This is a genomic window from Paenibacillus sp. JT22N15 (genome assembly GCF_059383755.1).
Genome location: NZ_JBXENV010000008.1, coordinates 225954 through 252447 on the forward strand (window position 1 = coordinate 225954; position 26494 = coordinate 252447).

The 26494-nt window shown below is 48.5% G+C and carries 17 protein-coding genes and 1 riboswitch; of the genes, 15 read left to right on the top strand and 2 right to left on the bottom strand.

Annotated features, from left to right (window positions below; all coding sequences use genetic code 11):
* Positions 1-52: 52 nt before the first annotated feature.
* A riboswitch (cobalamin riboswitch) is annotated at positions 53-250 on the top strand.
* A gap of 167 nt (positions 251-417) precedes the next feature.
* The 15 genes from AC50X8_RS17630 (at position 418) to AC50X8_RS17700 (ending at position 24079) form a co-directional block, all read left to right on the top strand.
* On the top strand, positions 418-2046 hold the full coding sequence (locus tag AC50X8_RS17630; RefSeq protein WP_494880657.1) for an ABC transporter substrate-binding protein: 1629 nt from the start codon (positions 418-420) through the stop codon (positions 2044-2046).
* A gap of 1 nt (position 2047) precedes the next feature.
* The gene (nikB, locus tag AC50X8_RS17635) at positions 2048-2989 is read left to right on the top strand and encodes a nickel ABC transporter permease (protein WP_494880662.1); all 942 of its coding nucleotides are present in this window, start codon (positions 2048-2050) and stop codon (positions 2987-2989) included.
* Positions 2986-3804, top strand: coding sequence for an ABC transporter permease (locus AC50X8_RS17640; RefSeq protein WP_494880664.1), 819 nt, complete (start codon positions 2986-2988; stop codon positions 3802-3804). The genes nikB and AC50X8_RS17640 overlap by 4 nt, the downstream gene beginning before the upstream one ends.
* Before the next feature lie 5 nt (positions 3805-3809).
* Complete coding sequence (locus AC50X8_RS17645; protein ID WP_494880666.1) at positions 3810-4877, top strand: ABC transporter ATP-binding protein; 1068 nt, start codon at positions 3810-3812, stop codon at positions 4875-4877.
* Positions 4870-5640 carry an ATP-binding cassette domain-containing protein gene (locus tag AC50X8_RS17650; protein ID WP_494880668.1) on the top strand — a complete coding sequence of 257 codons (771 nt, stop codon included), beginning with the start codon at positions 4870-4872 and terminating at the stop codon, positions 5638-5640. The genes AC50X8_RS17645 and AC50X8_RS17650 overlap by 8 nt, the downstream gene beginning before the upstream one ends.
* Positions 5641-5712: 72 nt before the next feature.
* The gene (locus tag AC50X8_RS17655) at positions 5713-6414 is read left to right on the top strand and encodes a class I SAM-dependent methyltransferase (protein WP_056041735.1); all 702 of its coding nucleotides are present in this window, start codon (positions 5713-5715) and stop codon (positions 6412-6414) included.
* Positions 6415-6830: 416 nt separating this feature from the next.
* Positions 6831-8651, top strand: a complete 1821-nt coding sequence (locus AC50X8_RS17660) for a sensor histidine kinase (protein WP_056041734.1) — start codon at positions 6831-6833, stop codon at positions 8649-8651.
* Positions 8644-10170, top strand: a complete 1527-nt coding sequence (locus AC50X8_RS17665) for a response regulator (RefSeq protein ID WP_494880670.1) — start codon at positions 8644-8646, stop codon at positions 10168-10170. Before AC50X8_RS17660 ends, AC50X8_RS17665 begins: the two co-directional genes overlap by 8 nt.
* Before the next feature lie 127 nt (positions 10171-10297).
* On the top strand, positions 10298-11773 hold the full coding sequence (locus tag AC50X8_RS17670) for an ABC transporter substrate-binding protein (RefSeq protein ID WP_056041730.1): 1476 nt from the start codon (positions 10298-10300) through the stop codon (positions 11771-11773).
* A gap of 108 nt (positions 11774-11881) precedes the next feature.
* Entirely contained in the window at positions 11882-12790 is a 909-nt protein-coding gene (locus AC50X8_RS17675; RefSeq protein WP_056042068.1) for an ABC transporter permease, read from the top strand.
* Positions 12791-12861: 71 nt separating this feature from the next.
* Complete coding sequence (locus AC50X8_RS17680; RefSeq protein WP_056041728.1) at positions 12862-13779, top strand: carbohydrate ABC transporter permease; 918 nt, start codon at positions 12862-12864, stop codon at positions 13777-13779.
* A 27-nt stretch (positions 13780-13806) separates the two neighbouring features.
* Positions 13807-15126 (top strand): glycoside hydrolase family 125 protein, encoded by a 1320-nt coding sequence (locus tag AC50X8_RS17685; RefSeq protein WP_494880672.1) that lies wholly within the window; start codon positions 13807-13809, stop codon positions 15124-15126.
* On the top strand, positions 15123-18419 hold the full coding sequence (locus AC50X8_RS17690; RefSeq protein ID WP_494880674.1) for a beta-galactosidase: 3297 nt from the start codon (positions 15123-15125) through the stop codon (positions 18417-18419). Before AC50X8_RS17685 ends, AC50X8_RS17690 begins: the two co-directional genes overlap by 4 nt.
* Complete coding sequence (locus AC50X8_RS17695) at positions 18419-21193, top strand: alpha-mannosidase (protein WP_494880676.1); 2775 nt, start codon at positions 18419-18421, stop codon at positions 21191-21193. Before AC50X8_RS17690 ends, AC50X8_RS17695 begins: the two co-directional genes overlap by 1 nt.
* A gap of 381 nt (positions 21194-21574) precedes the next feature.
* Positions 21575-24079, top strand: a complete 2505-nt coding sequence (locus AC50X8_RS17700; protein ID WP_494880678.1) for a hypothetical protein — start codon at positions 21575-21577, stop codon at positions 24077-24079.
* Between the two features lie 5 nt (positions 24080-24084).
* Here AC50X8_RS17700 and AC50X8_RS17705 read toward each other — a convergent pair whose 3' ends face one another.
* Both AC50X8_RS17705 and AC50X8_RS17710 read right to left on the bottom strand, forming a co-directional pair.
* On the bottom strand, positions 24085-25149 hold the full coding sequence (locus AC50X8_RS17705; RefSeq protein WP_494880680.1) for a D-alanine--D-alanine ligase family protein: 1065 nt from the start codon (positions 25147-25149) through the stop codon (positions 24085-24087).
* 43 nt (positions 25150-25192) lie between these two features.
* Complete coding sequence (locus AC50X8_RS17710) at positions 25193-26122, bottom strand: tyrosine-type recombinase/integrase (RefSeq protein ID WP_327204954.1); 930 nt, start codon at positions 26120-26122, stop codon at positions 25193-25195.
* Positions 26123-26494 lie beyond the last annotated feature (372 nt).

The window sequence follows — 26494 nt, forward strand, 5'->3', positions numbered from 1 at the left end:
AGGTTGCTTAAATGAAAGGGCTGGTATATAATCAACCAGATTTGCAAACAACTGAAAAATTGTGGGAATAAGGTGCAACAGCTGCGGCTGGAGCTTAAAAGGGAAGTTCGGTGCAAAACCGACGCGGTCCCGCCACTGTTACGGATTAGCTGAAGCTACAAGGCCACTGATCTCGCTTAGCGGGATTGGGAAGGCAGCTTCCAGTACAATTTCCGGTAGCCAGGAGACCTGCCTGTTCTGACAACACTGCTGTAACCTACGGAGGATAGGGAAGTGTTAGCGCGCATGCTTATTTGCTATGATGGAAAATAACAATAACAGGCAGCTCTATCTTTCCTATGACTGGAGGTAGAGCTGTCTTTTTTTGCGGATTTTTGCAGGAAGATGATTTTGCTAGAGGGAGAGGAAATAGAGAAGATGAAACGTACACAAATGGCAAAAAACAAAAAAACAATAGGTGTTTTATTTAGCCTATGCTTGCTGCTGGCTCTAATGGGGTGCAGTGGCGTTAACGGTTCCAATGAATCAGGCAGCAATAATGAGCTGTCGCAGCAGTCTGCTGCTCCGTCCGCCTCTACAGCAGCTGCTTCTGAAGAAATCGTGCTGGCTGCGCCGCGGGATTTAGCACCGGGACCGCAGGATGCTTATTACACGAGCACCATTCTGTATGTATGGGAGCCGTTGATTTCCGCTTCCGAGGATGGAAAGCCTGCTCCAAAGCTGGCGGAAGCGTGGGAAATGTCTGCTGATGCCAAGGAATGGACCTTCATGCTGCGCAAAGGCGTCACCTTCCATGATGGCGCGCCATTCAACGCGGACGCGGTACTTGCAAATTTTGCCCGTTACAAGCAAGTGAGCCCGAAAAGCTCGCCATTCTATACGCTCGACATCAACAATTCATACCCAAGCCTTCAGGAAGTCGTGAAGGTTGATGATAGCACGATTAAGCTTGTTTTCGACAATCCGCAGCCGACGCTGCTGTATTCGATGATCAACTTTTCAAGCCCGATGTACAGCCCGAATAATTTTGACGAAAGTGGCGACTTTAACGGCCTGCCGCAAGGGACAGGCCCTTTCAAGCTTGTGCAGCATGAGAAGGATCAATTTTCACTGCTAGAGGCTTACGACGGTTATTATGGCGAAAAAGCAAAAGCCCAAAAAATCCGCGTCCGCGTCATACCGGACCCTGATACAAGGCTTGCTGCCTTGAAATCTGGCGAGATTTTGGGCGTCATGGATTTGGGCGCTATTCCTCCTGCCCTTGCCGAGGAGCTGCTGAAGGATGAACGCTTTGCTGTATCGACGGCAAAATCGACGATTTCCCATTACCTGCATCCGAACGGTGCCAAAGCGCCATTCAATGATGTGAAAATGCGTCAGGCGCTGAGCCTGATGATTGACCGCGAGCAGCTGGTGAAGGAGCTGTATTTGGGCTATCCGACCGCTACGGCGAACATTTTGAATGCGACATCGCCGTTTTATAAGGACATTCCTGTCGTCCATGATTCAGAAAAGGCAATCGCCCTGGCGCATGAGGTGCTTGGGGACAGCAGGCAGGCGGTTACGCTAATTGTGCCTACCTATGGACTCGATCGTTATCCGTATAAAGCGCAAGCCGAGCTGCTTCAGGCTGTGCTTCAAGAGCTGCAGCTGGACGTGACGATTCAAATATTGGATGGTGCGGCATACAAGGAAGCACAGGCACAAGGAAACTTCGATCTGGCACTGGCCATTCAGGGGCTGCCGAATGGCGATCCTTATTCGATTTTGAACAATTATATGGCGAGCGAAGGCTCAAGCAATATCAGTTATACGCTCGGTTACAGCAATGCCCGTGTGGATGAGCTGTTAAAGCAGGTGAAGACGACGCTGGATATGGATGACCGCGCTGCGATTTATAACGAGCTGCAGGATATTGCAGCCGAGGAATTGCCGACGATTCCGCTGTTTAATGATGCGAGCTTAATTGCGTACAGCAAAGAAATTACCGGATACGGTGCACTTGTGTATGGTACAACGCTGCCGCAGCTGGAGCGGGTGCAATAAGATGGCCTATTTCATTCGGAGGTTGGCGGCGGCGGTTCCCGTCCTGATTGGCATTACGTTTATAGCCTTTGCCTTAAGCGTCGCTTCTCCGGGTGACCCGGCTGTCGAGCTGCTCAGCATGAACGGCTTCAGCCAGCCGACCGAAGAGCAAATTGCTTTGAAAAGAGAAGAGATGGGGCTGAATAATCCGCTGCTCATTCAGTATGGCCATTGGTTATCAAAGGCGCTGCAAGGTGATCTTGGCACGTCTTATATGACGAAGGAATCGGTTAGCGGCGAGCTGCTGCGCCGCCTGCCAGCAACATTAAGCCTATCTTTGCTAGCTGTCCTGTTCGCCGTCCTGCTTGGAGTGCCATCCGGCATGCTCATGGCGATCCGGCGCAATCGGCTGTTCGATCATATCGGCAGGGCGCTTGCGCTGATTTTGGTTTCCATTCCTGGATTTTGGCTGGCGATCATGCTCATTGCCTTATGGTCGGAGAAGCTGCAGCTGCTCCCGACTAGCGGCTACGGCACCTGGAAGCATTTGCTTATGCCAGCGGCGGTGCTTGCTTCCGGTACAGGCGCCATATTGATGCGGCTGACGCGTGCGGCGCTGCTGGAGGAGCTGAATAAAGATTATATGCTGACAGCCCGAGCGAAGGGGCTGCGTGAGAGCTTTATTGTGCTTCGGCATGCGCTGCGCAATGCTTGTATTCCGTTGCTCACGGTTATCGGCAGTTATTTTGGAGCGATTGTTGGCGGCTCCGTCATCGTGGAAGTTATATTTGCGGTACCGGGCATCGGGCGCTTTGCGATGGACGGCATTTTTCGCAGAGATTATCCGGTCATTCAGGGCTATGTCGTATTTACCGGTCTCATCTACGTGCTGTTTAATTTGGCGACAGATTTATGTTACGGGCTCGCTCATCCGCAAATCAGGCTGGGAGGGAAGCTGCGATGAAGATGTCCTACGGGGTGGCCGCGGGCGTGCTTGCCTTCGTACTGCTTGCCAGCTTGCTGGCACCGCTGCTTGCTCCTTATGACCCGAATCAGATTAATATGGCGGAAAGGCTTGCGCCGTTGTCCTCCGCACATTGGCTAGGAACGGACACGCTGGGAAGGGATGTGCTGAGCCGCATTTTGTATGGCGGAAGGGTGTCGATCTTGCTCGCGGTCGCTGTTACGCTCGCTACAATGCTCGTTGGCCTGCTGCTGGGCACCATTAGCGGTTATGCTGGCGGTTGGACCGATGAAGCCATTCAAATTGTCGTTAGCATTTTTCAAGGGCTGCCGGGTCTTGCCCTTATGCTGGCCATTGCAGGTACGCTCGGTCCTGGGGTGAAAAGCCTGTTTGTCGCGCTGCTCTTCACCTCATGGGCGGATTTCTCTCGGGTTGTGCGCGGCGAGGTTATGAAAATTCGCGAAGAAAGCTACGTGGAAGGCATCCGTGCTTTAGGAGCGGGCCATGCGTATATCATCGTCAGGCATATGCTGCCAAATTTGTTAGGGCCGCTTATCGTGCTGTTCACCATTCGGATTGGGCGAGTTATTCTATCTATCGCCTCGCTTAGCTTTCTCGGTCTAGGCTTGCAGCCGCCAGCGGCAGATTGGGGAGTGATGGTGAATGATGCCCGGCCGTATTTTCGCAGCTATCCGCATCTGATGATCGCCCCCGGTCTTTGTATAGCCGCTGTATCGCTATGTATCAACTGGCTGGGTGACGGGCTTCGGGATAAGCTGGATACACGGACGGAGAAAGAGCATTCACTGCTGTAGGAGGAATGAAGTTGAGCGAAACGCTTATCGTAATCAAGCAGCTTAATGCATCCTTTCAGACAAGGGAAGGACTGGTGCAGGCGGTAGATGGGGCCTCGCTTGAGCTGAAGCGTGGCCGCATTTTTGGACTGATTGGCGAGACCGGGAGCGGCAAGTCGGTGCTGGGCCTTTCGCTGGTGAGGCTGCTTCCCGCACAGGCTTCTATCAGTGGAAGCATCCTGTATAAAGGCATGGATTTGCTAAAGCTGAGCCCAAAAGAAATGAGGCAAATACGGGGGAGGGAAATCGCCCTCATCCCGCAAAATCCGGCAAGCTCGCTCAATCCGGTGATGACGCTCGGCAGTCAGCTGCGCGAGGCGATTCGCGCTTATGCAGGTAGAGCGGGGAACAAGCAGCTTAACGCGCAGGCTGCTGGTCTGCTGCATGCCATGAATATGCCGGATGCCGAGCAGCAGCTGCGGCGCTATCCCTTTCAGCTGAGCGGTGGAATGAAGCAGCGTGTGCTGGCGGCAATGGGACTTGCCGGAAGCCCGTCTTTGCTTATTGCCGATGAGCCGACGAAAGGGCTTGATGCTTTAATCCGCGTCCAGGTGACGGAAATGCTGGCCAATATGGCGAGGCGCACAGGTGCGGCGCTGCTGCTCATTACGCATGATCTGGATGCAGCGCGGGTGATTTGCGATGAAGTGGGCGTCATGTATGCCGGTCAAATCATTGAGCAGGGACCAGCGAAGGAGCTGTTTGCACAGCCGATGCACCCTTATACGCGCGGATTAATCGCATCTATGCCCAGCAGAGGAATGATACCGATAGCTGGAACAGCGCCAAGTTTGACGGATAAGCCTGTTGGCTGCAAGTTTTATGAGCGCTGCAGTTTTGCGATGCCGCGCTGCAAAGCTGAGCAGCCTGACTTGTACAAGGCAGCTCACACCGTCATAACGAATAAGGCAGTTGACCAAGTAAGCGGCATGGCTGAGGGTCAGCAAGCGGCAGCCCCGCATACAACCGCCCTGCATACAGCCGTCCCGCAAGCAGTCTCCCAGCACAAAGCGAGGTGCTTCCTTTATGCTTGAAATCATTGAACTGCACAAACGGTATCGCAGCAGCTGGCTAACAGGCAAAGGTCATCAGGCGGTGGAGCCAACAACCTTTCATATCGCTGAAGGCGAGTCGCTTGGGCTAGTTGGGGAGAGCGGCAGCGGAAAATCAACGCTTGCGCGGCTGCTGTTAAAGCTGATTTCGGCTGATGGCGGCCGTATTATATATAGAGGAACCGATATAAGCGGGTATTCCATGAAGCAGATGAGGCCGCTGCGCCGTGAGCTGCAAATCATGTTTCAGCATCCGCACTCCGCGCTTAATCCCCGGCGGACGCTGCTGGAAAGCCTGCTTGAGCCAGTACTGCTGCATCGACTTATGAATAAGGCAGCAGCCAGGGAGAAGGCACTTGAACTAATGGAGGTTGTCGGGCTGCGGGCAGAGGTGCTGACGCGGTATCCCCATCAGGTAAGCGGCGGGCAAATTCAGCGAATCGTCATTGCCCGGGCCTTGATGCTGGAGCCGAAGTTTCTCGTGCTGGACGAGCCGACGTCGATGCTTGACGTTTCAGTGCAGGCGCAGGTTACCCAGCTGCTCCAGCGCATTCGCAAGGAATATGGGCTGACTTATTTGTTTATTTCGCATGATTTGGCGCTGGTGCGGCATATGTGCGATCGAATTGCGGTTATGAAAGAGGGATGTATCGTTGAGCTTGATGAGAGCGAGTGTATAATGCAGCGCCCGCAGCATCCTTATACGCAGCAGCTGGTGAATGCTTTTCAAGCTTTCTCGCAGTGACGACCATAGCCCTCATGCTAGTCAATCGTTCAACTTATATAGATTTTGCAAAAGGAAAGGAACGTGTGTGGGATGAAGGAATGGTACAACGAAGCTGGCTTGACGCCCGCAGCCTACTGGACGCTCGCTTGGGAGCAGGCAGCCCAAAGCGATTCCCGCGTCGGCAATGATGCCGAGGAAGAAAGCTACTGGCAGCAGCATGCGCCTGTTTATGATGAACGCAATCCGCTTGCGCCGTATACGGCGGAGCTAATGGGCACCGTTATAGCAAGCTTGCGGAGCGAGGATGAACTCCTTGAAGTAGGCCCAGGAACGGGCGGATTTACGCAGCTGCTTGCTCCATATGTGGGCAAGCTTACTGTCGTGGAGCCTTCGGCGGCGATGTATGAAATACTGGCAAGAAGCTGGGAGCAGTCTGGTTTGGCGCAAGCTGTGCCGGAGGCGATACATGCGAAGTGGGAAGAGTCGTCGGGGCTGGCTTGTGATGTGCTGTTCAGCGCCAATGCCTTTTACCGGATACGCGATATGAAGGAGAGCCTTGCCCAGATGAATCTTACTGCGAGGAGGCGCGTCTATCTCGTGCAGTCGATCGGGCTGCCTTTTGCCCATCCGCTGCGGGCTATGTATGGCGGAAAGCAGCTGGAACGCAGCCGCGCACAGGTGATTTGCGATGTTTTGCAGGAAATGGAAATCGCCCATCAAATGGACACGTTCGCTGTGCAGCGCAAAAGCGGGGCGATTCATGATGTTGCCCTGATTTCCTGGGATACGTAGCGCACCAGACATTGCATACTATACCATAGAGTACAAGTTGAAAAAGCAGCAGCATGTGAGCGAATATCGCTAGCATCTGCTGCTTTTTTTAAAATATAAGAGATTATAAGTTTCACCCTTATAATGGAATGGGCTTATATTTCACAGCGAAACGGTAGCTTTGCCGCCAGAGGACGGCGACAGCCGTTTACGCTTGAAATATAGGAAAGGATATGATTTTCTCATCCTTTCTCTATATTTCTACGCGAAACGTAGCTTTGCCGCCAGAGGACGGCGATAGCCGTTTACGCTTGTACGAAAGCATCTATTCCGTTTTACACCGGGGTACTTGTCGATTTCTTGCAACTCAGAGTATAGTAATAACTTATAATGCATGTGCAGGCTCCTCAAGTGCTGCGCAAGGAGGGAGCCTGCTATTGAAGCTGCAACGGCTGTACGACCAATACGTCAGAAATAATCTGTTTATGAAAATGATTTTGCTGTTTGTTTTGATTACGACGGGGACGATTGTCACCTTCGCTTATTTTATGTATGATTTTATGTCGCAATCGATCGTCCGCAATGAGCTGGAAAACCAGAAAAAAGCGATGGACAGCGTAAACAGCTATATGACCCGCAAATATGATTCTGTCCAGTCCATGATGGTGGATGTATACCGCAATGAGCCGCTGTCGCTGAATTTATCTTATTTTTTGCAAAATCCCTTCGATGACTATATGAAATTCAGGCTCGACCAAAATATCGATGAGACAAGTACGAGTTTGCCGAAAGGGCTCGACTATTTTGATAATAAGCTGGAGGACGACCCGGATATTGAAAATTTGCTGCTGTACAGCTCCAATCGGCAGTTTTTATATGTGTATAAGAAAAATCATGTCACGAGGCTGATTTCGTCCAACGCCTCGCGCTCCTATATTCCCGATGCGATGGCACAGGAAGACACCCGTGTGTCCGTTCCAAATATTTGGGTGCGGCGCGCCATTGAGCAAAGTGATCCCGAGCTGTATGCCTTTCGGCTCCCGATTAATGACAAGCAGACGCTGAAGGGGCTAGGCCAATTGCTCGTCTACTATAAATCGGATCAAATTAGGCAGGCGCTGAAAAATTATGAGGGCCAGCTTAAAGGCTACATTGTTGTGCTGAACCCGGCTGGGGAAGTGCTGTTTGATTCCTCGGATACCTACTATGGAAAAATATATCCCTATATGGATAAGCTGGACACGCTCTATGGAACGGCGATGCTGGAGCAGGAGTCTTATGTCACGACGCTGACGCAAAATCAGGCGGGCTTTATCGTCGTCGGTGTAGCGCCGAAGGCAGAGGTCGCTGCAGCGGCCCACGGGCTGAAGCAGATGATTATGCTGATCAGCGCGCTTTGCATTGCCGTCGTACTGCTGGTGCCGACGCTAGCCGTCGTCAATTTTGCCAAACGGACGAATAAAATTATTCGCTTCATGCGCAAGGTGGAAAGCGGCGAGCTGACCGCGCGCATCCAGGATGACCGGGGCGATGAGCTGGGGCAAATTTCGCGCAGCTTCAATGATATGCTCGATGAGCTGAGCCGCCATATCGACACGGTGTACAAGGCGGAAATCAAGCAAAAGCATACGGAGCTTGCGGCTTTGCAGGCGCGGGTCAATCCGCATTTTCTATATAATACGCTGGAGGTTATTCGCATGCGGGCCGTCTCGCAAGGGGCGAAGGATGTAGGAGAGATGATTTACAGCTTGTCGGTGCTGTTCAAGAGCTTTGTGCAGCCGAAGGGGAGCAACACCTTAAAGGATGAGCTGGAAACGGCGCGCCTTTATTTGGAGCTGTTTCGCATTCGCTATAAGGACAGGCTTTCCTTTGCCATCAGCTGCGAGGAGGGGCTCGGCGACAGACAGGTGATGCGGATGGCGCTCCAGCCGCTTATTGAAAATTATGTCGTACATGGCCTGCGGCCGCGCAGCATGGACAATGAAGTTCAATTGGATGTGCGGCGCAAGGAGGAGCGGATTTGGGTGACGATTGCCGATAACGGCAGCGGCATCAGCAGCAAGCGCCTGGAGGAAATCAGGCAAAGGCTGGCGCTGCCAGAGGAAGCCGGAGGCGGCTCTTTCGGGCTTAGAAGCGTGCATGAGCGGCTGCAATTGCTCTACGGAAGCGAATACGGGCTCGATATCGACAGCAAAGAAGGAGAGGGGACGACGGTCACGCTGTCCTTTCCCTATGACAAGGAGGCAGAGCATGTATAGAGTATTCATTGTGGATGATGAACCGTTCATTATTGATGGACTATATGACATCATTGACTGGTCGGCCTTTGGCCTGGAAATCGTCGGCAGCGCGGAAAATGGCCAGGAGGCACTGGCGGCTTTAATGGATCTGCCCGCAGACATCTTGCTGACAGATATTTCGATGCCGACGATGGATGGCCTCGCTCTCATTCGGGAAGCGCGTAAATTTCGCCCGGATCTTAAAGTTATTATATTAAGCGGTTATAACGAATTCGATTATATAAAAGAGGGTCTCAAGCTTGGCGTTGAGAACTATTTGCTCAAGCCAATTAATCTCGACGAGCTGCAGGAAACGCTCGCGGGCACGATTGACAAGCTGAATGCAAGCAAGGCGGATCGGTTGTTCAGCGAATACGATATTCGTATATTGCGCGATAATATATTGTACCGCTGGTTGACGGGACGCATTGCGCCCAGTGAGCTGCAGGAGAGAATGGAGTTATTGCAGCTCAGTCTCGACCGGCCCTATGTGGTAACCGCTGTAGTACGGACGGAGGAGACAGGCTCGCCAGCCTATGAAGCGGCTGAGCGATTGGCTGTGCAAGACCCATCGATGCTGCCGTTTGTCGATATCGATGGCGATCTGGTCATCGTATTTATGCTCGATGAGCCAGAGGCGGGCAAGCGCGAGGCGATAGAGAAGCTGCGCGGCATGCAGCCGAAGCTGGCGCAAAGCGCCATGCGCCTCTCCATCGGCAGCGCTGAACCGATGGGGGAAGAAGCACCGCGCAGCTATGCGAATGCGAAGAAAGCGCAGGAATATTTTCTGCTATATGATGACCCTGAAATATTGGATTACGATTTGCTTGTGCAGGCAGGACCGCCAGGGACGGTGAATGAGGCCGCTGCACCGCTCGATTGGCCAACCTTTGCGAAGCTGATTAAGGCAAGGGATGTAGAGAAGCTGCATGAAGCCATTGAGGCCGAATTCGAACGCTGCCACGTTAGGGAGGGCATTACCCCTGCTTTTATGCAAAGCATGGCAATTGAGCTGATGATCCGCTTCAAGATGGAGCTCAAGGAAATCAAGCAAGCCGATCAGCCGGAGCTTTATGAGGCGGGCTTCACGAAAATTATGCAGCTTCCTTCGATTGACGGACTGATGGCGGTTGTGAAGGAAGCGGCGACTTTGACGGTGGAATCGCTGCTGAAGGATGTGAAAAGCCCGGTCATTCAACTGGTGCTGAGCGAGGTGCATGAGCATTACGCCCAGCCGTTGTCGCTTAAGCTGCTGAGCCAGCAATATAATATTCATCCGGTTTACCTCGGACATCTGTTCCAGAAGGAGACGAATGAAACGTTCACCGAATATATTAATAAATACCGTATTGGCAAAGCCCAGCAGCTGCTGAAGGAGACGCAGCTCAAGGTGCAGGAAATTGCAGCAACCGTCGGTTATTGGGAGACAGGCTATTTCTACAAACAATTTAAGAAATACGTCGGAATTTCCCCGACGGAATACAAAGGACTACTCTAATCGCTGGATGGAGTAGTTTTTTTCTTTAATTTGTACATCATACCTTTAGTTTGTGGTCTATATGAAAATAGCCGCATCCGTTAATTTAAAACATAGAGTACAGAACATAGATTGGGGAGGAAACAAAATGAGTAACAAGAGAAAAAGATTTATGCCGCTGCTTGCCTTGCTGATGGTTGCATCGCTTGTGCTTGGCGCTTGCGGAAGTAAAAATGAAAGCAGCGGTGAAGAGGGAACAGCTGAAAAACCGGTTGAACTTATCTGGTACACCATTGGTACGCCGCAAAAAGATGTAGATAAAGTTATGGCCGAGGTGAGCAAATACACGGCTGAGAAAATTGGCGTTACAATTAAAATGAACATGGTGGACTGGGGCGATTACGCTCAGAAGCTGCAAGTCATGACAGCGTCCGGCGATCCGGTTGACATTATGTTCACAGCGTCATGGGCATTCGATTATGTGCAAAATGCGAGAAAAGGCGCATTCCTGCAAATCGACGATTTGCTGAAGGAAAAAGGCCAAGGCATCGTTAGCGCATTGGACCCAGCTTTCCTAGAAGGCTCGAAGGTGGATGGCCACAATTATGGCATCCCTGCCAATAAAGAATTGCCAGCACAGGAAGTATGGCGCTTCAATAAACAGCTGCTCGACAAGTACAAGCTGGACATGTCTGGCGTGTATACGCTGGAAAGCCTGGAGCCGCTGCTGAAAACGATTAAAGAAAATGAACCAGACGTATACGCGCTTGCGGTAGATAAGAACCAAATGCCGTATGTGAAATACGACTACATTATTGAGAAGCTGCCAATGGCGGTTGCCCTGGACACGACAGATTACAAAATCGTAAACGTGCTCGACACGCCAGAGATGAAGCAAATTCTCGGCACGATGCACAAATATTACAAAGCAGGCTACATCCCGACGGAAGCTGCAACGATGGATTCCATGACGGATGCGCAAACGACGGGCAAATGGTTTGCAGACCGTGCCACTTCGCAGCCGTTCGCGGACAATCTGTGGTCGGCGAGCTACGGCTACCCGGTAGTATCGACACCAGCGAGCGATGCGCTCATTTACAACTGGTCGGTTATGGGCTCGATGCAAGCTATTTCGGCTAACTCGGCTTACCCAGAAAAAGCGATGGAGTTTCTAAACCTGCTTAATACGGACCCTGTCCTGCGCAATATGATCGATTCCGGTATTGAAGGCGTGCATTACAAAAAAGTGAGCGACACCGTCATGGACAATCTGGACGAGTCGAAAAACTACGATATGCCAACCTTCTCGCTCGGCAATCTGATGATTACGTATTTGAATACGACAGATCCGACGAACAAATGGGAAGAGTTCAAGAAATTTAATGATGCGGGTACAGTAGCCCCGCTGCTTGGCTTCAACTTTGATACATCAAAGGTGACAACCGAAATTGCTTCCGTACAAAACGTAAAAGAAGAGTACTGGGCAGCTCTAATGACTGGTACGGTTGACCCTGAAGTATATTTGCCGCGTGCCAATGAGAAGTTTAAAGCGGCAGGCCTGGATAAAATTATTGAGGAAGCGCAGCGCCAGCTTGATGAGTGGAGAGCCGCGAACGGCAAGTAAAGCGGAAGGCGTGGGGCGAATGGATCGTATTCGCTTCATGCCTTCTCTCATTAATCCGACTGCGAAGAGGTGAAGAAAGTGGGAGCTATAGGACGTTTTTTCAAGGATATGAACAAAAATACCGCTATGCTGCTAATGGTGCTTCCAGCTACAGCCTGGTTTATTCTATTTTCCTACCTGCCGATGGCGGGCATGATTATTGCCTTCAAGGAATACCGCTACAGCCGTAACGGCTTTCTGTCCAGCATTATCGAGAGCAAATGGGTAGGCTTTCAAAACTTCAAGTTTTTGTTTAGTACGAATGACGCCTATATCATTACCCGCAATACGGTGCTGTACAATGTCGTGTTTATTGTACTGGGCCTTGTCATTGCGGTAGCGATGGCGATTATGCTTGCCGAAATTACGAACAAGCGGCTCGCCAAGCTTTATCAAACGGGCATGTTTTTGCCTTATTTTCTATCGTGGGTAATCGTGGGCTACTTCGTCTACAGCTTTCTGAGCTTGGACAGAGGGGTGTTCAACCAAATCGCCGAGATGCTGGGCATGGACCCGGTAAACTGGTATTCGAGCCCGGGTTATTGGCCGGTTATGATTGTCGTCGTCTTCCTATGGAAATCGGTCGGCTATAACAGCGTCATCTATTTGGCAGCCATTATGGGAATCGACAAATCGCTTTATGAAGCGGCGATGATTGACGGCGCCAACAAATGGCAGCAAATTCGCAATGTGACGCTTCCGATGCTGATGCCGCTTATGACCATTCTGACGCTGCTGGCGATCGGGAAAATTTTCTATGCCGATTTTGGCCTCTTTTTCCAAGTGCCGCGCGATTCGGGTACGCTCTACAGCGTGACGAACGTTATCGACACTTATGTTTACCGCGGGCTTAAGTCGACGGGAGAAATTGGCATGACGACGGCTGCAGGCTTGTACCAGTCGATTATCGGCTTCATTCTTGTTATTACATCCAATGGCATTGTACGCAAGTTTAATAAAGACAACGCATTGTTTTAGGATGGACGTCAGCAACCTTGCTTAACCAATTTTCTAGGAACAGAAGTCCAAAACAAAAGGGGGAAACGGCTGTGTCTGTTGGAACGATTAAGAGCCGTGATTTTCATAAGCTCTCGCCAGCGTGGAATTTTATTTTTCATGCCGTGGCTGGCATTTTTGCCTTGTTATGCGTATTTCCTTTCCTGTTCGTGACGATTATTTCCTTCACGGATGAGGCGACGCTGGCAAGCAATGGCTATCAGATTATTCCGGAGAAATGGAGTGTGGAAGCTTACCGCTATTTATTCAAGGCAGGCGACCAACTTCTCCGCTCCTATGGCGTGACGATTACGATTACAATTGTAGGCACGATTATCGGTGTCGTATGCTCGGCATTGTTTGCCTATGCGATATCACGGCGCAACTTTAAGTATCGCAACTTTTTCGCCTTCTTTGCCTTCTTCACAATGCTGTTTAATGGCGGCCTTGTACCTACTTATATCGTCATGACGCAGCTGCTGGGGCTGAAGGATTCCTTGTGGGCACTCATTTTGCCGCTTGCGGTCAATGCCTTTTATATTATGATTTTGCGGACATTTTTCTCGACGATGGTGCCGGATGCGATTATTGAATCAGGCAAAATCGACGGCGCTGGCGAGTTCGGCATCTTCTTCCGCCTTGTTCTGCCATTATCGCTGCCAGGTCTTGCGACCATTGGCCTGTTCTGTACACTAGGCTATTGGAATGACTGGTTTAATGCGCTCCTGTACATTGATTCGCCAAATTTGGTGCCGCTGCAATCGATGCTGATGCGGATTGAGAACAGCATGCAGTTTATTATGAAAAACTCACAAAACGCATCGCTAAGCGTAGGCGTTCTGCAATCGATGCCGCAGGATACGTCGCGGATGGCGATGGTTGTGCTAGCAACCGGACCGATCGTATTCGCTTATCCGTTTTTTCAACGTTATTTCATTCAAGGTTTGACGGTAGGCGCTGTTAAGGAATAAATAATAGTCAAAGGAGCTACACCCACCATGGAACAATTCAGATTGCCAAAAATCCCGCTGCCAGAGCTTGATCTGCCGCAAGCGGTTCAGCAGGTATTGGAAGAAGCAGAGCAGAAGCTGGCGCACCGCCCGAAGCTGCTTCAGCTGTTCAAAAACTGCTTTCCTAACACACTGGAAACGACGACGAAAAAAATGGATGATGGCACAACCTTCATCATTACGGGAGATATTCCCGCGATGTGGCTGCGCGACTCGGTCGAGCAGGTCATTCATTATGTGCCGCTGGCGAAAAATGATGTTGAACTGCAGCGTATCATTAGCGGCTTGATCAAGCGCCATATGGCCAATATTCAGATTGATCCCTATGCGAATGCCTTTAATGAGTCGGCCAATGACTGGCATTGGAATACGACGGATGAGACGGACATGTCGCCTTGGGTATGGGAGCGCAAGTTCGAGCTGGATTCGATCTGCTTCTCGATGCGCCTAGCTTATGCGTACTGGAAAGAGACAGAGCAGACCGATATTTTTGACTCCGGCTTTAAGGCAGCGATGCGCCGTATTGTGGAGCTTTGGAAAACCGAGCAGCGCCACTTCGAGCTTTCCCCTTACCGTTTTGTAAGGGACAATGGCATTCCTACCGATTCGCTGCGCAATAGCGGAATGGGCATGCCGGTCAATTATACCGGAATGATCTGGTCGGGCTTCCGCCCAAGCGACGACGCTTGCGACTTCCACTACAACATTCCGGCGAACATGTTCGCGGTTGTGACGCTGCGGCAGATGAGAGAGATGGCCGAGTGGGTATTCCGCGATATGGCTTTTGTGAAGGAGCTCAAGCAGCTTGAAGATGATGTCGAGCATGGCATTCAGCTGTATGGCATTTACCGTCACCCGGAGTTTGGCCCTATTTATGCTTATGAAACGGACGGCTTCGGCAACTATTGCTTGATGGATGACGCTGGAACGCCGGGCTTGCTCTCGATTACTTATTTGGGCTACACGACCGCTGATGATCCGATTTACCAAAACACGCGCAAATTCGCGCTGAGCAAAGAAAATCCTTTTTATTATGAAGGAAAAATCGCCAAAGGCATCGGAAGCCCGCATACGCCGCCAGGCTATATTTGGCATATGGCGCTTTCGATGCAGGGCATTACTGCTGATAACGACGAGGAAAAGCTGGCCATGATCGCCATGCTGGAAGCGACTGATGCCGATACCGGCTTTATGCATGAAGGCTTCCATTCGGACGATCCAGCCATCTTCACGCGGAAATGGTTCGCTTGGTCTAACAGCTTGTTCTCGCAGCTCGTTTATCGGGCGATGAAGGATGGACTGCTATGAGCAAGCACCATGCCATCATTTTTTATGATCCGTCCTTTCCGATAGCCTCGGAACCTTCTGCCCAATTAGATGGTCTGCTCGCAGGAGCAGGCCGCGTTGTCCGGGCAGACGAGCTTGCGGATGCGCTTGGTACTGCGAAAGAAGGCTGCTTCATTAATATGCATGCCCCTTATTTTCCAAAACAAGCATGGAGCGCGATTATCGGCTATTTGCGGCGCGGCGGCAGCTTGATCAGCTTGGGCGGCGCGCCGTTCAAGCGCCCCGTTCGCCGCAGCGAGGCAGGCGAGTGGCAGGTAGAGTCGGAGCAGACAGCCTATCACCGCGAGCTTCATATTCATGAAATGCTGCCAGTGGCCGCTGCTCCGATAGCTGCGCTTGCAGCAGCGGAGGATCTTCCGCTGCTCGCAGGCAAGGAAGCGCTGTTTAGCGTGACGCCAACTTGGAATCTGGTGCCGCATGTAACGAAAAGCAGCGATTTGCCGCATCAAATGGGCTCTGCCGGGCCAATGGACGCGCATATTTATCCGCTGCTGAAAGGCATTTCCGCCACAGGGCGCGAGGTAGCAGCGCCTGTCGTGCTGTGGGAGAACACGAAGGGAGCTTTCGCAGGCGCACGCTGGCTGTTCATTAACCAGCCGCTGACGAATGCGTTCTGGCTGGAAGGCGGAGCAGTCGAGCTTGGACGCTGGGCCGCTTTTTGCGCCGCTGGCGTAACGGAGCTGTGGCTGAAGCCGAACTATGCTTCTTTCGAGCCGGGCGAACGAGCGATGCTGACGCTGCAGGTGCAGCAGCTTCGCCGCGAGCTTGAGTGTGGTGAGGTTTCGGCATATGAGGAGACAAAGCTCCAGTCAGCTGAAAATGAGGCTGCTCTAGGGCGGCGAACGGCTAGAGTTGGCCAGAATGACTTGTACCCAGCCGCGGAGTGGGATTTTGCTATAACGGTCGAGCATGAAAACTCGCAGCAGAAATGGGCATACCGCTTGCAGCAGAAGGCGGGCAAGCAGCAGCAGATTTTAAGGCTGCCCGTGCCGCTTGAGCTGCAAAGCGGCTACTATAGGGTTGTATGCCGAGCAGAATCGACTTTGGGCGAGGTGCGGATTTTGCGCCAAGGCTTCTGGGGCTTTGACCAGAAGCTGCTCGCTCAGGGAAGCCCGGTGACGAGCGGACGGGATTATTTTCAGAAGGATGGGCGTCCGCTGCCTGTAGTCGGCATGACGTATATGACGTCGGACGTGGCGCGGAAATTTCTGTTTCTGCCGAATGCTTCGGTATGGGACCGCGACATGGCGCAAATGCGCAAAGCGGGCATCAACTGGATTCGCACGGGCATTTGGACCGCGTACCGCAATGTGATGCAGGTGGATGGCCATGCGTCAGAAGAGGCACTGCGTTCAATTGATGCTTTTCTGCTGACGGCAAAACGTCATGACTTGCAGGTAACCTTTACCTTCTTCTCCTTTACGCCGGAAACGTGGGAAGGGTTAAACCCTTATCTCGATCCGCGCAGCGTCGAGGCGCAGAAGCGCTTCGTGCGCGCTATCGTTTCCCGCCACAAGCAGACGATGAATGTCGACTGGGATTTGATCAATGAGCCATCGATGTTTGATCCGCCGCGCATTTTCTCGAATGGACCTCGTTCAGCGCGCGACCCTTTTGAACAGAAGGCTTATACCGCTTGGCTGAAAAAGCGTCATGGATCGCTTGCACGGCTCCAAGAGCAGTGGAATATGTCCCCGGAGCAGCTGCCTAGCTATGAAGCGGCTGTGCCGCCGGAGCCGGAAGAAATCAACTTCGATGTGCAGGACATGCACCAAGGGAAAAATGGCACGCGCTGGCTCGATTATGTGCTGTTCTCGATGGACATGCACAATCGCTGGGCGAAGCAATTGTATGAGGCGATCAAAGACGAATGTCCGAACCATATGGTAACGGTCGGCCAGGATGAGGCGCTTGGCGCACAGCGTCCTTCGCCCTTTTTCTACGAGGAAGCCGCTGATTATACGACAGTTCACTCCTGGTGGCTCAACGACAATCTCGTGTGGGACAGCTTGTTTGCAAAAACAGCGAACAAACCGAATGTGGTGCAGGAAACCGGCATTATGTATGTGGAGACGCCAGATGGCAGAGCGAAGCGTTCGGAAGCTGAGCTTCACAGCCTGCTGGAGCGCAAATATGCGTATGCTTTTGCGACAGGCGGCGCTGGGGCCGTACAGTGGATTTGGAATACGAACTTCTATATGGACAATGCCAATGAATCGCATATCGGCGCGCTGCGGGCGGATGGAACGGAAAAGCCGGAAGCGGATGTATCGTATGATTTTGGCAGCTTTATGGAGCAAATTCGAGATTTATTCGTGGATCGCCAGCTGGAGGATACGGCGGTATTGTTCCCGTATTCCAACGACTTCTCCAATCGGAAGCTGGCGTTTGATGCGACAACGCGCGCGACGCGGGTCCTTGCTTATGAGCTGAATACGCCATTCCGCGGCGCTTCGGAATATCATCTGCAGGAGCTGGAGGCGAATCCGCCGAAGCTGCTCATTGTGCCGAGTGCGCATAACTTGGAGAATGCCGCATTTGGTCGCCTTATTGCACTTGTAGAGCGAGCGGGCGTTACGTTATTATGGATGGGACCAATAAGCTTGGACGCTTACTGGAAAGCGAGCGATCGCTGCTCTGGGCTGCTTGGCAGGGCGGAGCTGCGCAATGTGCAGCGCGAGGAACAGCTGCGTATTGGCGAAGCCACTTTTCCTGTTTCATATGGCAATCGCCGGATAGCCGAAGTATGGAAAGAGGTTCCGATTAGCAGTGCTGCTTCGAGTGAAGCGGCTGCCGGTGATGCTTCCACTGTTCATCGAGCAGCAAATGATGGCGACCAACTGGTTGAGCTGGCCGTAGGCAAGGGACGCTTGTTATGGAGTCCGCTGCCGCTGGAGCTGAACGAGCGAACGGAGCCGATTAAGGAGCTGTATCGTTATGCGCTTGACTCGGCAGGCTGCGAGCAGGAGCTGAATTGGCTGCAAGGCGGCCAGCTGCCTGGCGTTTATGGGCGCAAGCTTACATTTAAGAGCGGCGCGCTATTCGTATTCGTATCCGAATCCGGATTCGATGCGAGGATTGAAGTGCAAGACCCGGCGACGGAGGGGCGGTACGCTTTTTCACTGGAAAAGGAACGCTCTGTGCTGTTCGCAACGGATGCAAGCGGTAAGCTGCTCGCCGTCTATCGCCCGCATCAAGTAGAGGTAGCGGTTTCGCTGCCCGATCAACATGAAGAAAGAAGAGGTGCGCAGTAATGGCTTCTAAAAGAAAGGCCCACATTATTTCCCACACACATTGGGATCGCGAATGGTATTTGCCGTATGAGAAGCATCATGTGCTCCTCGTTAAACTGATGGATACGCTGCTTCATACGCTGGATACGGACCCCGATTTCAAAAGCTTTTATTTGGACGGCCAGACGATCATTCTCGAAGATTATTTGCAGGTACGCCCGGAAAATCGGGAGCGCCTTGAAAAATATATTAAAGAAGGACGTATTCCAATCGGCCCTTGGTACATTTTGCAGGATGCCTTCCTGACGAGCAGCGAAGCGAATTTGCGCAATTTGCAGCTCGGCCATCAGGATGCGAGCCGTTACGGCATCATTGCGAAGGTCGGCTATTTCCCGGATACCTTCGGCAACATCGGCCAGGCTCCGCAAATTTTGCGTCAAGCAGGCATTGATAATGCGGTATTTGGCAGAGGCGTGAAGCCGACAGGCTTTAACAATACAGTAGCGGATACGGGCTATGAGTCCTCGTTCTCCGAGCTGCAATGGGAAGGTCCTGACGGCTCGCGCGTGTTGGGCATTCTTTTTGCCAACTGGTATTGCAACGGCATGGAGGTTCCGGTAGACGAGAAAGAGGCGAAAATCTATTGGGACAAAAAGCTGGAGGAAGCCGAGAAGTATGCGGCTACTGGCGAGCTGCTGTTCATGAACGGCTGTGATCATCAGCCTATTCAGCAGGATCTGTCTGCGGCGCTGGCGACAGCAAGAAAGCTGTACCCGGATACGGATTTTATCCACTCCAACTTTGAAGATTATTTAGCAGCGGTAAACAGCGGACTTGACCGCGAGCTTTCGGTCGTGAAGGGCGAGCTGCGCAGCCAACGTACAGATGGCTGGTCTACGCTTGTGAACACGGCTTCGGCTCGCGTTTATTTGAAGCAAATGAATCAGCTTGGCCAAGCGATGCTCGAAAAGGTAGCGGAGCCGCTTGCGACCATTGCGCACAAGCTTGGACAGGAATACCCGCATCATCTGTTTACGTATGCGTGGAAAACGCTAATGCAAAACCATCCGCATGACAGCATTTGCGGCTGCAGTGTGGATGAGGTTCACCGCGAGATGGTTACTCGTTTTGACAAGAGCCGCCATGTTGCTGAGACGATTGTTGAAGGTAGCACGCGGGCAATTGCCGAAGCGGTGGATACATCGGTATTCGCTTCTTATGGCGAAGCTGCGCTGCCGTTCGTTGTTTATAATACGACAGGCTGGGATCGCAGCGGTGTTGTTGAAATTGAGCTTGATGTTGAACGTCTGTATTTCCGTGAAGGCTTGCCGCTTCCAGAGGTTAACCGCCGGATGAATGCCGTAGATATTTCAGGCAGAGTTCTTGTAGACCATAACGGCGCAGCAGTTGCTTGCTTTGTGCAGGATTTGGGGCTGCAATTTGGCTACGATTTGCCGGATGACAAATTCCGCCAGCCTTATATGTGCCGCCGAGTTAAGCTGACGTTTGATGCGGAGAACGTGCCGGCGCTTGGACTGTCGTCTTACGCATGGGTTCGCAATGGCGCTGGAGCTGATGCAGCGCCAGCGAGCGAAGCGACTGCGGTTGCAGCGGCTCAGAGTGCGGATTCGGCCGTGCTGGAAAATGAATGGCTGCATGTCGCCATCGGTGAAGATGGTTCGTTCGATTTGACGGACAAGCAGAGCGGTCAAGTGTATCGCGGTCTTGGCGTCTATGAGAACACAGGCGATATCGGCAATGAATATATGTACAAGCAGCCGGATGGCGAGCAGGCGATTACGACGCAAGGCGTGAAAGCAGCGATTCGTCTGGTGGAGCAAAGTGCTTACCGTACAGCTTATGAAATTGTACATGAATGGGCGGTTCCGGCTTCTGCCGATGAAACGTTTGAAATTGAGAAGCAGGAAGCTGTTTATTACCCTGAGCGCAAAGCACAGCGTGTTGCGGACATGGTACCGTTGACGATTAAGACGGTTATTGCGCTTTCCAGCAGCTCCAGAAGCCTAGACTTACAAGCTTCGTTCAATAATCAGGCGAAGGATCATCGCGTGCGCGTATTGTTCCCGACGGATGTAGAGACAGCGGTTCATCATGTGGACTCGATTTTTGAAGTAGCTGTGCGTGACAATGAGCCTTCGGCAGAATGGGAAAATCCGAGCAATACGCAGCATCAGCAAGCTTTTGTTGATGTGAGCGGCGAGCAGGGCGGACTTGTTGTAGCGAACCTTGGCTTGAACGAATACGAAGTGCTGCGCGATGGCCGCAATACGATTGCAGTTACGCTGCTTCGTTCGGTATCCGAGCTTGGCGACTGGGGCGTATTCCCTACACCAGAAGCACAGTGCCTAGGCGAGCAAAGCTTCCGTTTGTCGATCATTCCGCATAACGGCGATGGCGCTTCATCAGGTGCTTATGCGCAGGCGTACCAGTTCCAAGTGCCTTGGACGGTAAGCCAGACAGCGGTTCATGCAGGCGTACTTGCACCAGTTGGCGGATTGCTTGCTTGGGAAGGCGAAGGCGTGGCATTCTCCTCGCTGAAAGTAAGCCAGCAGTCCGGCGATGCTGTGCTGCGCTGGTTTAATATGAAGCAGCAGGCGGCAGAGCTGAGCTTGTCGGATACGGGCTTTGGCGGCGGCAATGCTGATGCGTTCAAGCAGCTTTATAAGAGCGATGTGCTGGAGCGCGTAGGGGAAGCGATTGAAGTGAGCGCAGAGCAGGGGGCAGCCTTGGCGGTTGGTCCTTGTGAGATTGTGACGGTTGGGTTTAAGCTGTAACAAATCAGACATTAGGATTCAAAAAGATTAGAAGGAAGGCCCTTATTGCCTGTAGTGTTGAGGCATAAGGGCCTTTTTGTGCTGTTTTGAGAAAACTATTAGTTTGGATGAGTTTTTTCGTGAAAAATGAGATTGGTGAAAAGGAGTGAGCGAGAACTAAGCGTGTTATTAAGCAATATTTTTTGTAATACGACATAAAACGACAAACAATTGAAGAATTGTGACTTATAATCTAGGTATAAAGAGTAAATTTTGTCGTTAGTTGTAACATATGGGGTGTAGTTAGGCCGAATTCACTACTATTAACTTTAACAGGTTGAGAAGGAGGAGGCAGTCGGGCTGATTACCTCCTAATAACTATAAATTATTTGGAGGTTTAATATGGTGGCAACTTACTTGGCAAATCAAGAACTAATAAAAGAAAGTATGATAAGAGATATTACTAATGGCACAAAATTAATCGCATTAAAAGGTGAATCGGGCACTGGTAAAACTTTTTTAATGAATGATATATCTCAAAATTGGATAAATTCAGATTCGAATGATTATTTGTGGCTTAGAGGTGATTTAACATTCCAGCAAACCAGAGAATATTTTCCATTCTATGACTGCTTTAGGGAAAATAAAAAGATAATAAACAATTACCGCGGTAGTGTGAAAAGTACAATTTCGAAAGCAGCAAAGGCATCTCCTTTTGGTACTGGAGATTTAGCAGAGCATCTCTTCGATTCATTTTTTAATCAGAATGAAAATCAACTAAGGGCAATGAATTATGATTTGGATGAGGTAGAACTAGGTATATTGAATAAACTACAATATATTATTGGTGATAAAAGCCAATTAATATTTATAGATAATATTAATTGGTGGGATAATCAATCTTTAAGGTTATTGGAGCTTATTATAAAGAAACGAGATTTAAGCATAAGCTTTTTGTCTAATGTTGTTTTTATAGTAAGTATAAGTGAGGAGAAGAGCGATCAGGAAAATAGAATTATGAGTTTATTAAGAGAAATGGAAGCATCTATTTATTTGATAAATAGAATTAATAGAGATGACTTTGTTCTGGCTTTAAAATGTATGGGATTAACGAAGCAATTAGAGCCTGAGGTATTGGACTTATTGTTCAACGTCACTTTTGGTGATCTAAATCTTATTAAACAAAATACAATTTATATCAATGAAAATAATATTCCTAATATTAGCGAACATCAATCATGGCTACACCATGGTCATTTAGAATTTCTTATTGAAGAGAGAATGAAGAATTATGGGGATAACGGTCAGTTAATAACTGAAATTTTAAAGTATGCTTCAATTATCGGGCTATCTTTCTCTTTTCTCGAATTGGAAAATGCAACTACAAAGAAAAAATTTGAAATTGTAAGCCTAATTAAACAAGCAAATAGTTTGTCTCTTGTAGAACTTGAAAAAACAAAGGTTAGATTTATTCATGAGATTATAAGGTTATTATTTAAGAGTAAGACAGAAACGAGTAAAACAGAATACTACAGTGCTTGTGCTGAAGGCTTAAAGGTATTGAGGCCTGGTGACTATATGACCCGGTATAATCTCTATCTCCAAGCAGCTTTGACAGAGGATGCAGCTCCTTTATTTATTCTGGACTATTTTAGAAAATTACGTAGAAAAGAGAGTATTGATCAAGATACAAAAAGACAAGCCGATTTGTTCGCAGATTTAATTAATTCTAGAGAATATTTTGATGCAATGATTAAAGCTTATGACCTGTATCATGCTCAATCGTACAGAGATTGTATTAAAATACTTTCGACACTGTTTCCTCTGAAAAATAAATTATTTCAAGCAGAAAAAGACTATTTATTGGCATTATGCTTAAATAAAAATATTCATACTGATGATAAATATAAAGCTATTTCTTGTTTAGAAGAATATATAGATATGGACTACTTAGGGAATGAAGGGGAAGTTTGGTCTAGGCTCATGTCCATTTTAATGGTTGCATACATTCATATTAATAATATTGTAGGAGCTAGTAAACTTGAAAAGCAACTCATCTTTGAATTGGACAAAAGAGCTGAATATGATACAGATGCTCAGGATAAAATATATATATTATACAGGAAGTCAGGAGTCTGTCATGAAACGGACGTAGCAATGACTCTTACAGAGAAAAGTGTAAGTTATTTTGGGCCGGCGGACTCATCCGGAATACCACTAAATCCGCTTGAATATTATTATTCATTGAGCAACCATATTGGTAATTGTATATTGGCAGGGCACTTTGAGTCTGGATTCGAATATGCAGTCGAATTGTCGGATTTTATGAGAAAATTTAAAGAAGTTATGACTTTTCCTAGACCAGAAGTGGCTTTAAATAACTATATCATAAGTGGATATTTAGTGGGGAAAATCCCTATTTCTATTGCTTTAAATACAATGAAAAAGCTAGTGGCATCTGACAATCCAAGTTATACAGATAATATTTTGATTAGTATGAATTATGCTATTCTGACTGCAATAGACCATAAAATTGATGAGGCTAATCAATTATTGGAAAGTCTTTTAAAGAGACTTAATACGCATTCTAATATAGAGAATTATCACTATTATTGTATTAACTCTAATCTAATGGTTACTCAATATCTACTAGGAAACAAACAAAGTGCAATGAACATTTTGGATGAGAATCATAAGGAACTTCCGGTTATTGGAGACCGGAAGTTATACAGTAGAAGGGATTCTATGTTGAGAAATATTTTTGAAAAGGAAATAAGAACTAACTACGCTGATTGGTTAAATGTTTTGAATAATGAGGTTCAAGAACTCGCAGTTGAAGATAAAAGGTGGAACTTTTATGGTAAAGGATATCTGTTTTCCGATGTTCAATTTTGGTCTGAATCTTAATTGTTTTACAACAATTTATTTTTATATAAGTTTACGCCGATAAGACATGCCATCATTTCTTCATAAGAGTATCCTAAATATTTGAAAATATAATAATAAGAGCTGTGGTCGACAATATGAGGGCTAGTAGCAATATCAGTTACCCAATATTTGTCTTGAGAGTCAATTCTATAATCAATTCTTCCAAATCCTTCGATTCCAAGAAGAGTTGCAACTTTTTCTGTAGTCCTTTGTAAGTCCAACGAAAGAAACTTACTATGAGTTGATAAATCATAAAAATTATATTTTTCTTGTCCTCTAATTTCATACGATAGTATTTCGTCGCCTAAGTTTTTGTTGTTGTTAATTTCAATACCTATTGGTTGTAAGGAAGTCGGGTTTCCTACATTGAAAAAAGGAACTTCTGCCTCATAACCTGATATAAATTGTTGAACAATAATGTCTTGATTAAAAGCAAGACTCATTTCGTGGATAGTGGATTCACTAGATTGGCTATAAGTTATAATATTATTTTTATCAAGTCCGATACTTGCAGATTCATTATTTAATTTAATAATTACTTTGCTATATTCATTAGGTTGTTGATCTCCTAACCACCCGCTTCTTGCATCATATAACCAGCTTTGTGGCGTCGAGATCTTATGATGAGCAAGTAAACAACCTGAATGGTATTTATTCCTGCATAGGCTAACTACATATGGGTTTGAATTCATGTACAATAATCCGTATAAATTACAGAAGGCCGGAACTAACGATTTTCTTCCTATTTTATTACCTTTTTGTGCTGTACTCATGACTAGGCTATATTTTCTAGTAGTTGAATATTTTTTATTGGATATATCCCGCATAAAATCTTCTTCATCATGATAGATTGTTGAACTAAACCCTATATTAAGGAGTGCCTTATTAATCTCTTCAAGTTCTAGAATACTTAAATACTCGGTCATTACTGGAAAAGCAGTATAATCATCATAGTTTTGAGTACTCCCTTTTATATTTGCAACTATTATAATATTCATCTTTTTTGCGTACGTCCTTGCAATTTCGATATAATTTCTGATCTTTTCCACAACAAAACCTCCAAATAATTTATAGTTATTAGGAGGTTTTTTCTCAGATTTCAAGGCTGTTTCTTGGGTTATATTTAGTTAGCACTTGTTTTTTTCGTTCGATGGAAACTTCGGTGTAGATTTCGGTGGTGCTGACGCTGGAATGGCCGAGTATTTCTTGGACGGAACGCAAATCGGCGCCGTTATTGAGCAAGTGAGTAGCAAACGTATGACGCAAGTAATGCGGTGTTGCTTTTTCATTGATTTTCGCTATATCCCTGTACTTATAAAAAATATCCTCAATCGCATAGATGGATAAAGCATTGCCGTATTTGTTAATGAAAAAAGCTTTTGCTTTAGGTTCCAGCTGTGACCGAAGCGATAGCCAGCGCTCCAGCTTATGAATCACCTCATGGCTTGCTATGTAGAGCAGGCGTTCTTTTCGGCCTTTGCCGTAAATCAGCAGCGTTTGCTCTTGAAGATTAAGATCCTCAAGCTGAATGCCAACTAGCTCCCCAATGCGTATTCCTGTGGCAAATAGGAGCTCTATAATGGCGGAATTGCGGCTGCTCATAATTTTGCGATAATTAGTGCGTGGATTTAGCATTTCTTTCTCTGTCGTTTGTAGTAAGGTAGTCACATCTGCTATCGTTAAAGTTTTGGGAATCCGCTTTGAAAGCTTGAAGCTGGATCTGCCAATGGCACTAGGTAATTCAAAGACAACACCTTGTGTAGTCAAATATTTGATAAAAGCTTTTATGGTAAAATGCTTACGTTTAATGCTCGTTTCTTTCATTTGCTTAGCCTGCAACGATTGGAAATACGAATTGACATGCTGGGGCTCGATATCGCCTTGAGCGGAATCGCTAATCCATTTAATGAGGTCGCTTAGATCATAATAATAGGCCTTTATCGTTTTGTCGGTTAAATTGCGTTCCATCTTAATTTGCTGCAAATAAGATTGTGCATAGGCAGATAGATCGGTGACGTTCAAAGTTGCATTCCTCCGCTAGTTGTCGATTTTGCTATTGTAACACCCCGCATAGCCTTCTGTCGTTTAGCCATAGGAATGTATCGCTCAAATCGGAAATTTAGCAGAGCAAGTAAAATAAATTCCTCCTGAAAAAAAGGTATCTCCCCAGAAGCTTTCTCTAGGGAAATGCCTTTTTGTATATTCGTTTAATGCTTGTATAGCTTGACGATCCAAGGTGAACGAAAAAGAGAATATCTCTGGCTAGGGGGCAGCATGGGTAGGAGGCGCTATTGTTTTTGGCGGACGCTAGTGGACTCTCATTAATATCATTGCACATAAGAATCGTTATCAGTAGTATATAGGGAGAAGTCGAAAAATCATCGACGTAACAGC

Coding starts and splice junctions, on each gene's coding strand:
- AC50X8_RS17640 (WP_494880664.1), top strand. CDS start 2,986: ATGAAGATGTCCTACGGGGTGGCCGCGGGCGTGCTTGCCTTCGTACTG.
- AC50X8_RS17675 (WP_056042068.1), top strand. CDS start 11,882: ATGAACAAAAATACCGCTATGCTGCTAATGGTGCTTCCAGCTACAGCC.
- AC50X8_RS17645 (WP_494880666.1), top strand. CDS start 3,810: ATGAAGTTGAGCGAAACGCTTATCGTAATCAAGCAGCTTAATGCATCC.
- AC50X8_RS17655 (WP_056041735.1), top strand. CDS start 5,713: ATGAAGGAATGGTACAACGAAGCTGGCTTGACGCCCGCAGCCTACTGG.
- AC50X8_RS17690 (WP_494880674.1), top strand. CDS start 15,123: ATGAGCAAGCACCATGCCATCATTTTTTATGATCCGTCCTTTCCGATA.
- AC50X8_RS17665 (WP_494880670.1), top strand. CDS start 8,644: ATGTATAGAGTATTCATTGTGGATGATGAACCGTTCATTATTGATGGA.
- AC50X8_RS17630 (WP_494880657.1), top strand. CDS start 418: ATGAAACGTACACAAATGGCAAAAAACAAAAAAACAATAGGTGTTTTA.
- AC50X8_RS17685 (WP_494880672.1), top strand. CDS start 13,807: ATGGAACAATTCAGATTGCCAAAAATCCCGCTGCCAGAGCTTGATCTG.
- AC50X8_RS17670 (WP_056041730.1), top strand. CDS start 10,298: ATGAGTAACAAGAGAAAAAGATTTATGCCGCTGCTTGCCTTGCTGATG.
- AC50X8_RS17650 (WP_494880668.1), top strand. CDS start 4,870: ATGCTTGAAATCATTGAACTGCACAAACGGTATCGCAGCAGCTGGCTA.
- nikB (WP_494880662.1), top strand. CDS start 2,048: ATGGCCTATTTCATTCGGAGGTTGGCGGCGGCGGTTCCCGTCCTGATT.
- AC50X8_RS17695 (WP_494880676.1), top strand. CDS start 18,419: ATGGCTTCTAAAAGAAAGGCCCACATTATTTCCCACACACATTGGGAT.
- AC50X8_RS17700 (WP_494880678.1), top strand. CDS start 21,575: ATGGTGGCAACTTACTTGGCAAATCAAGAACTAATAAAAGAAAGTATG.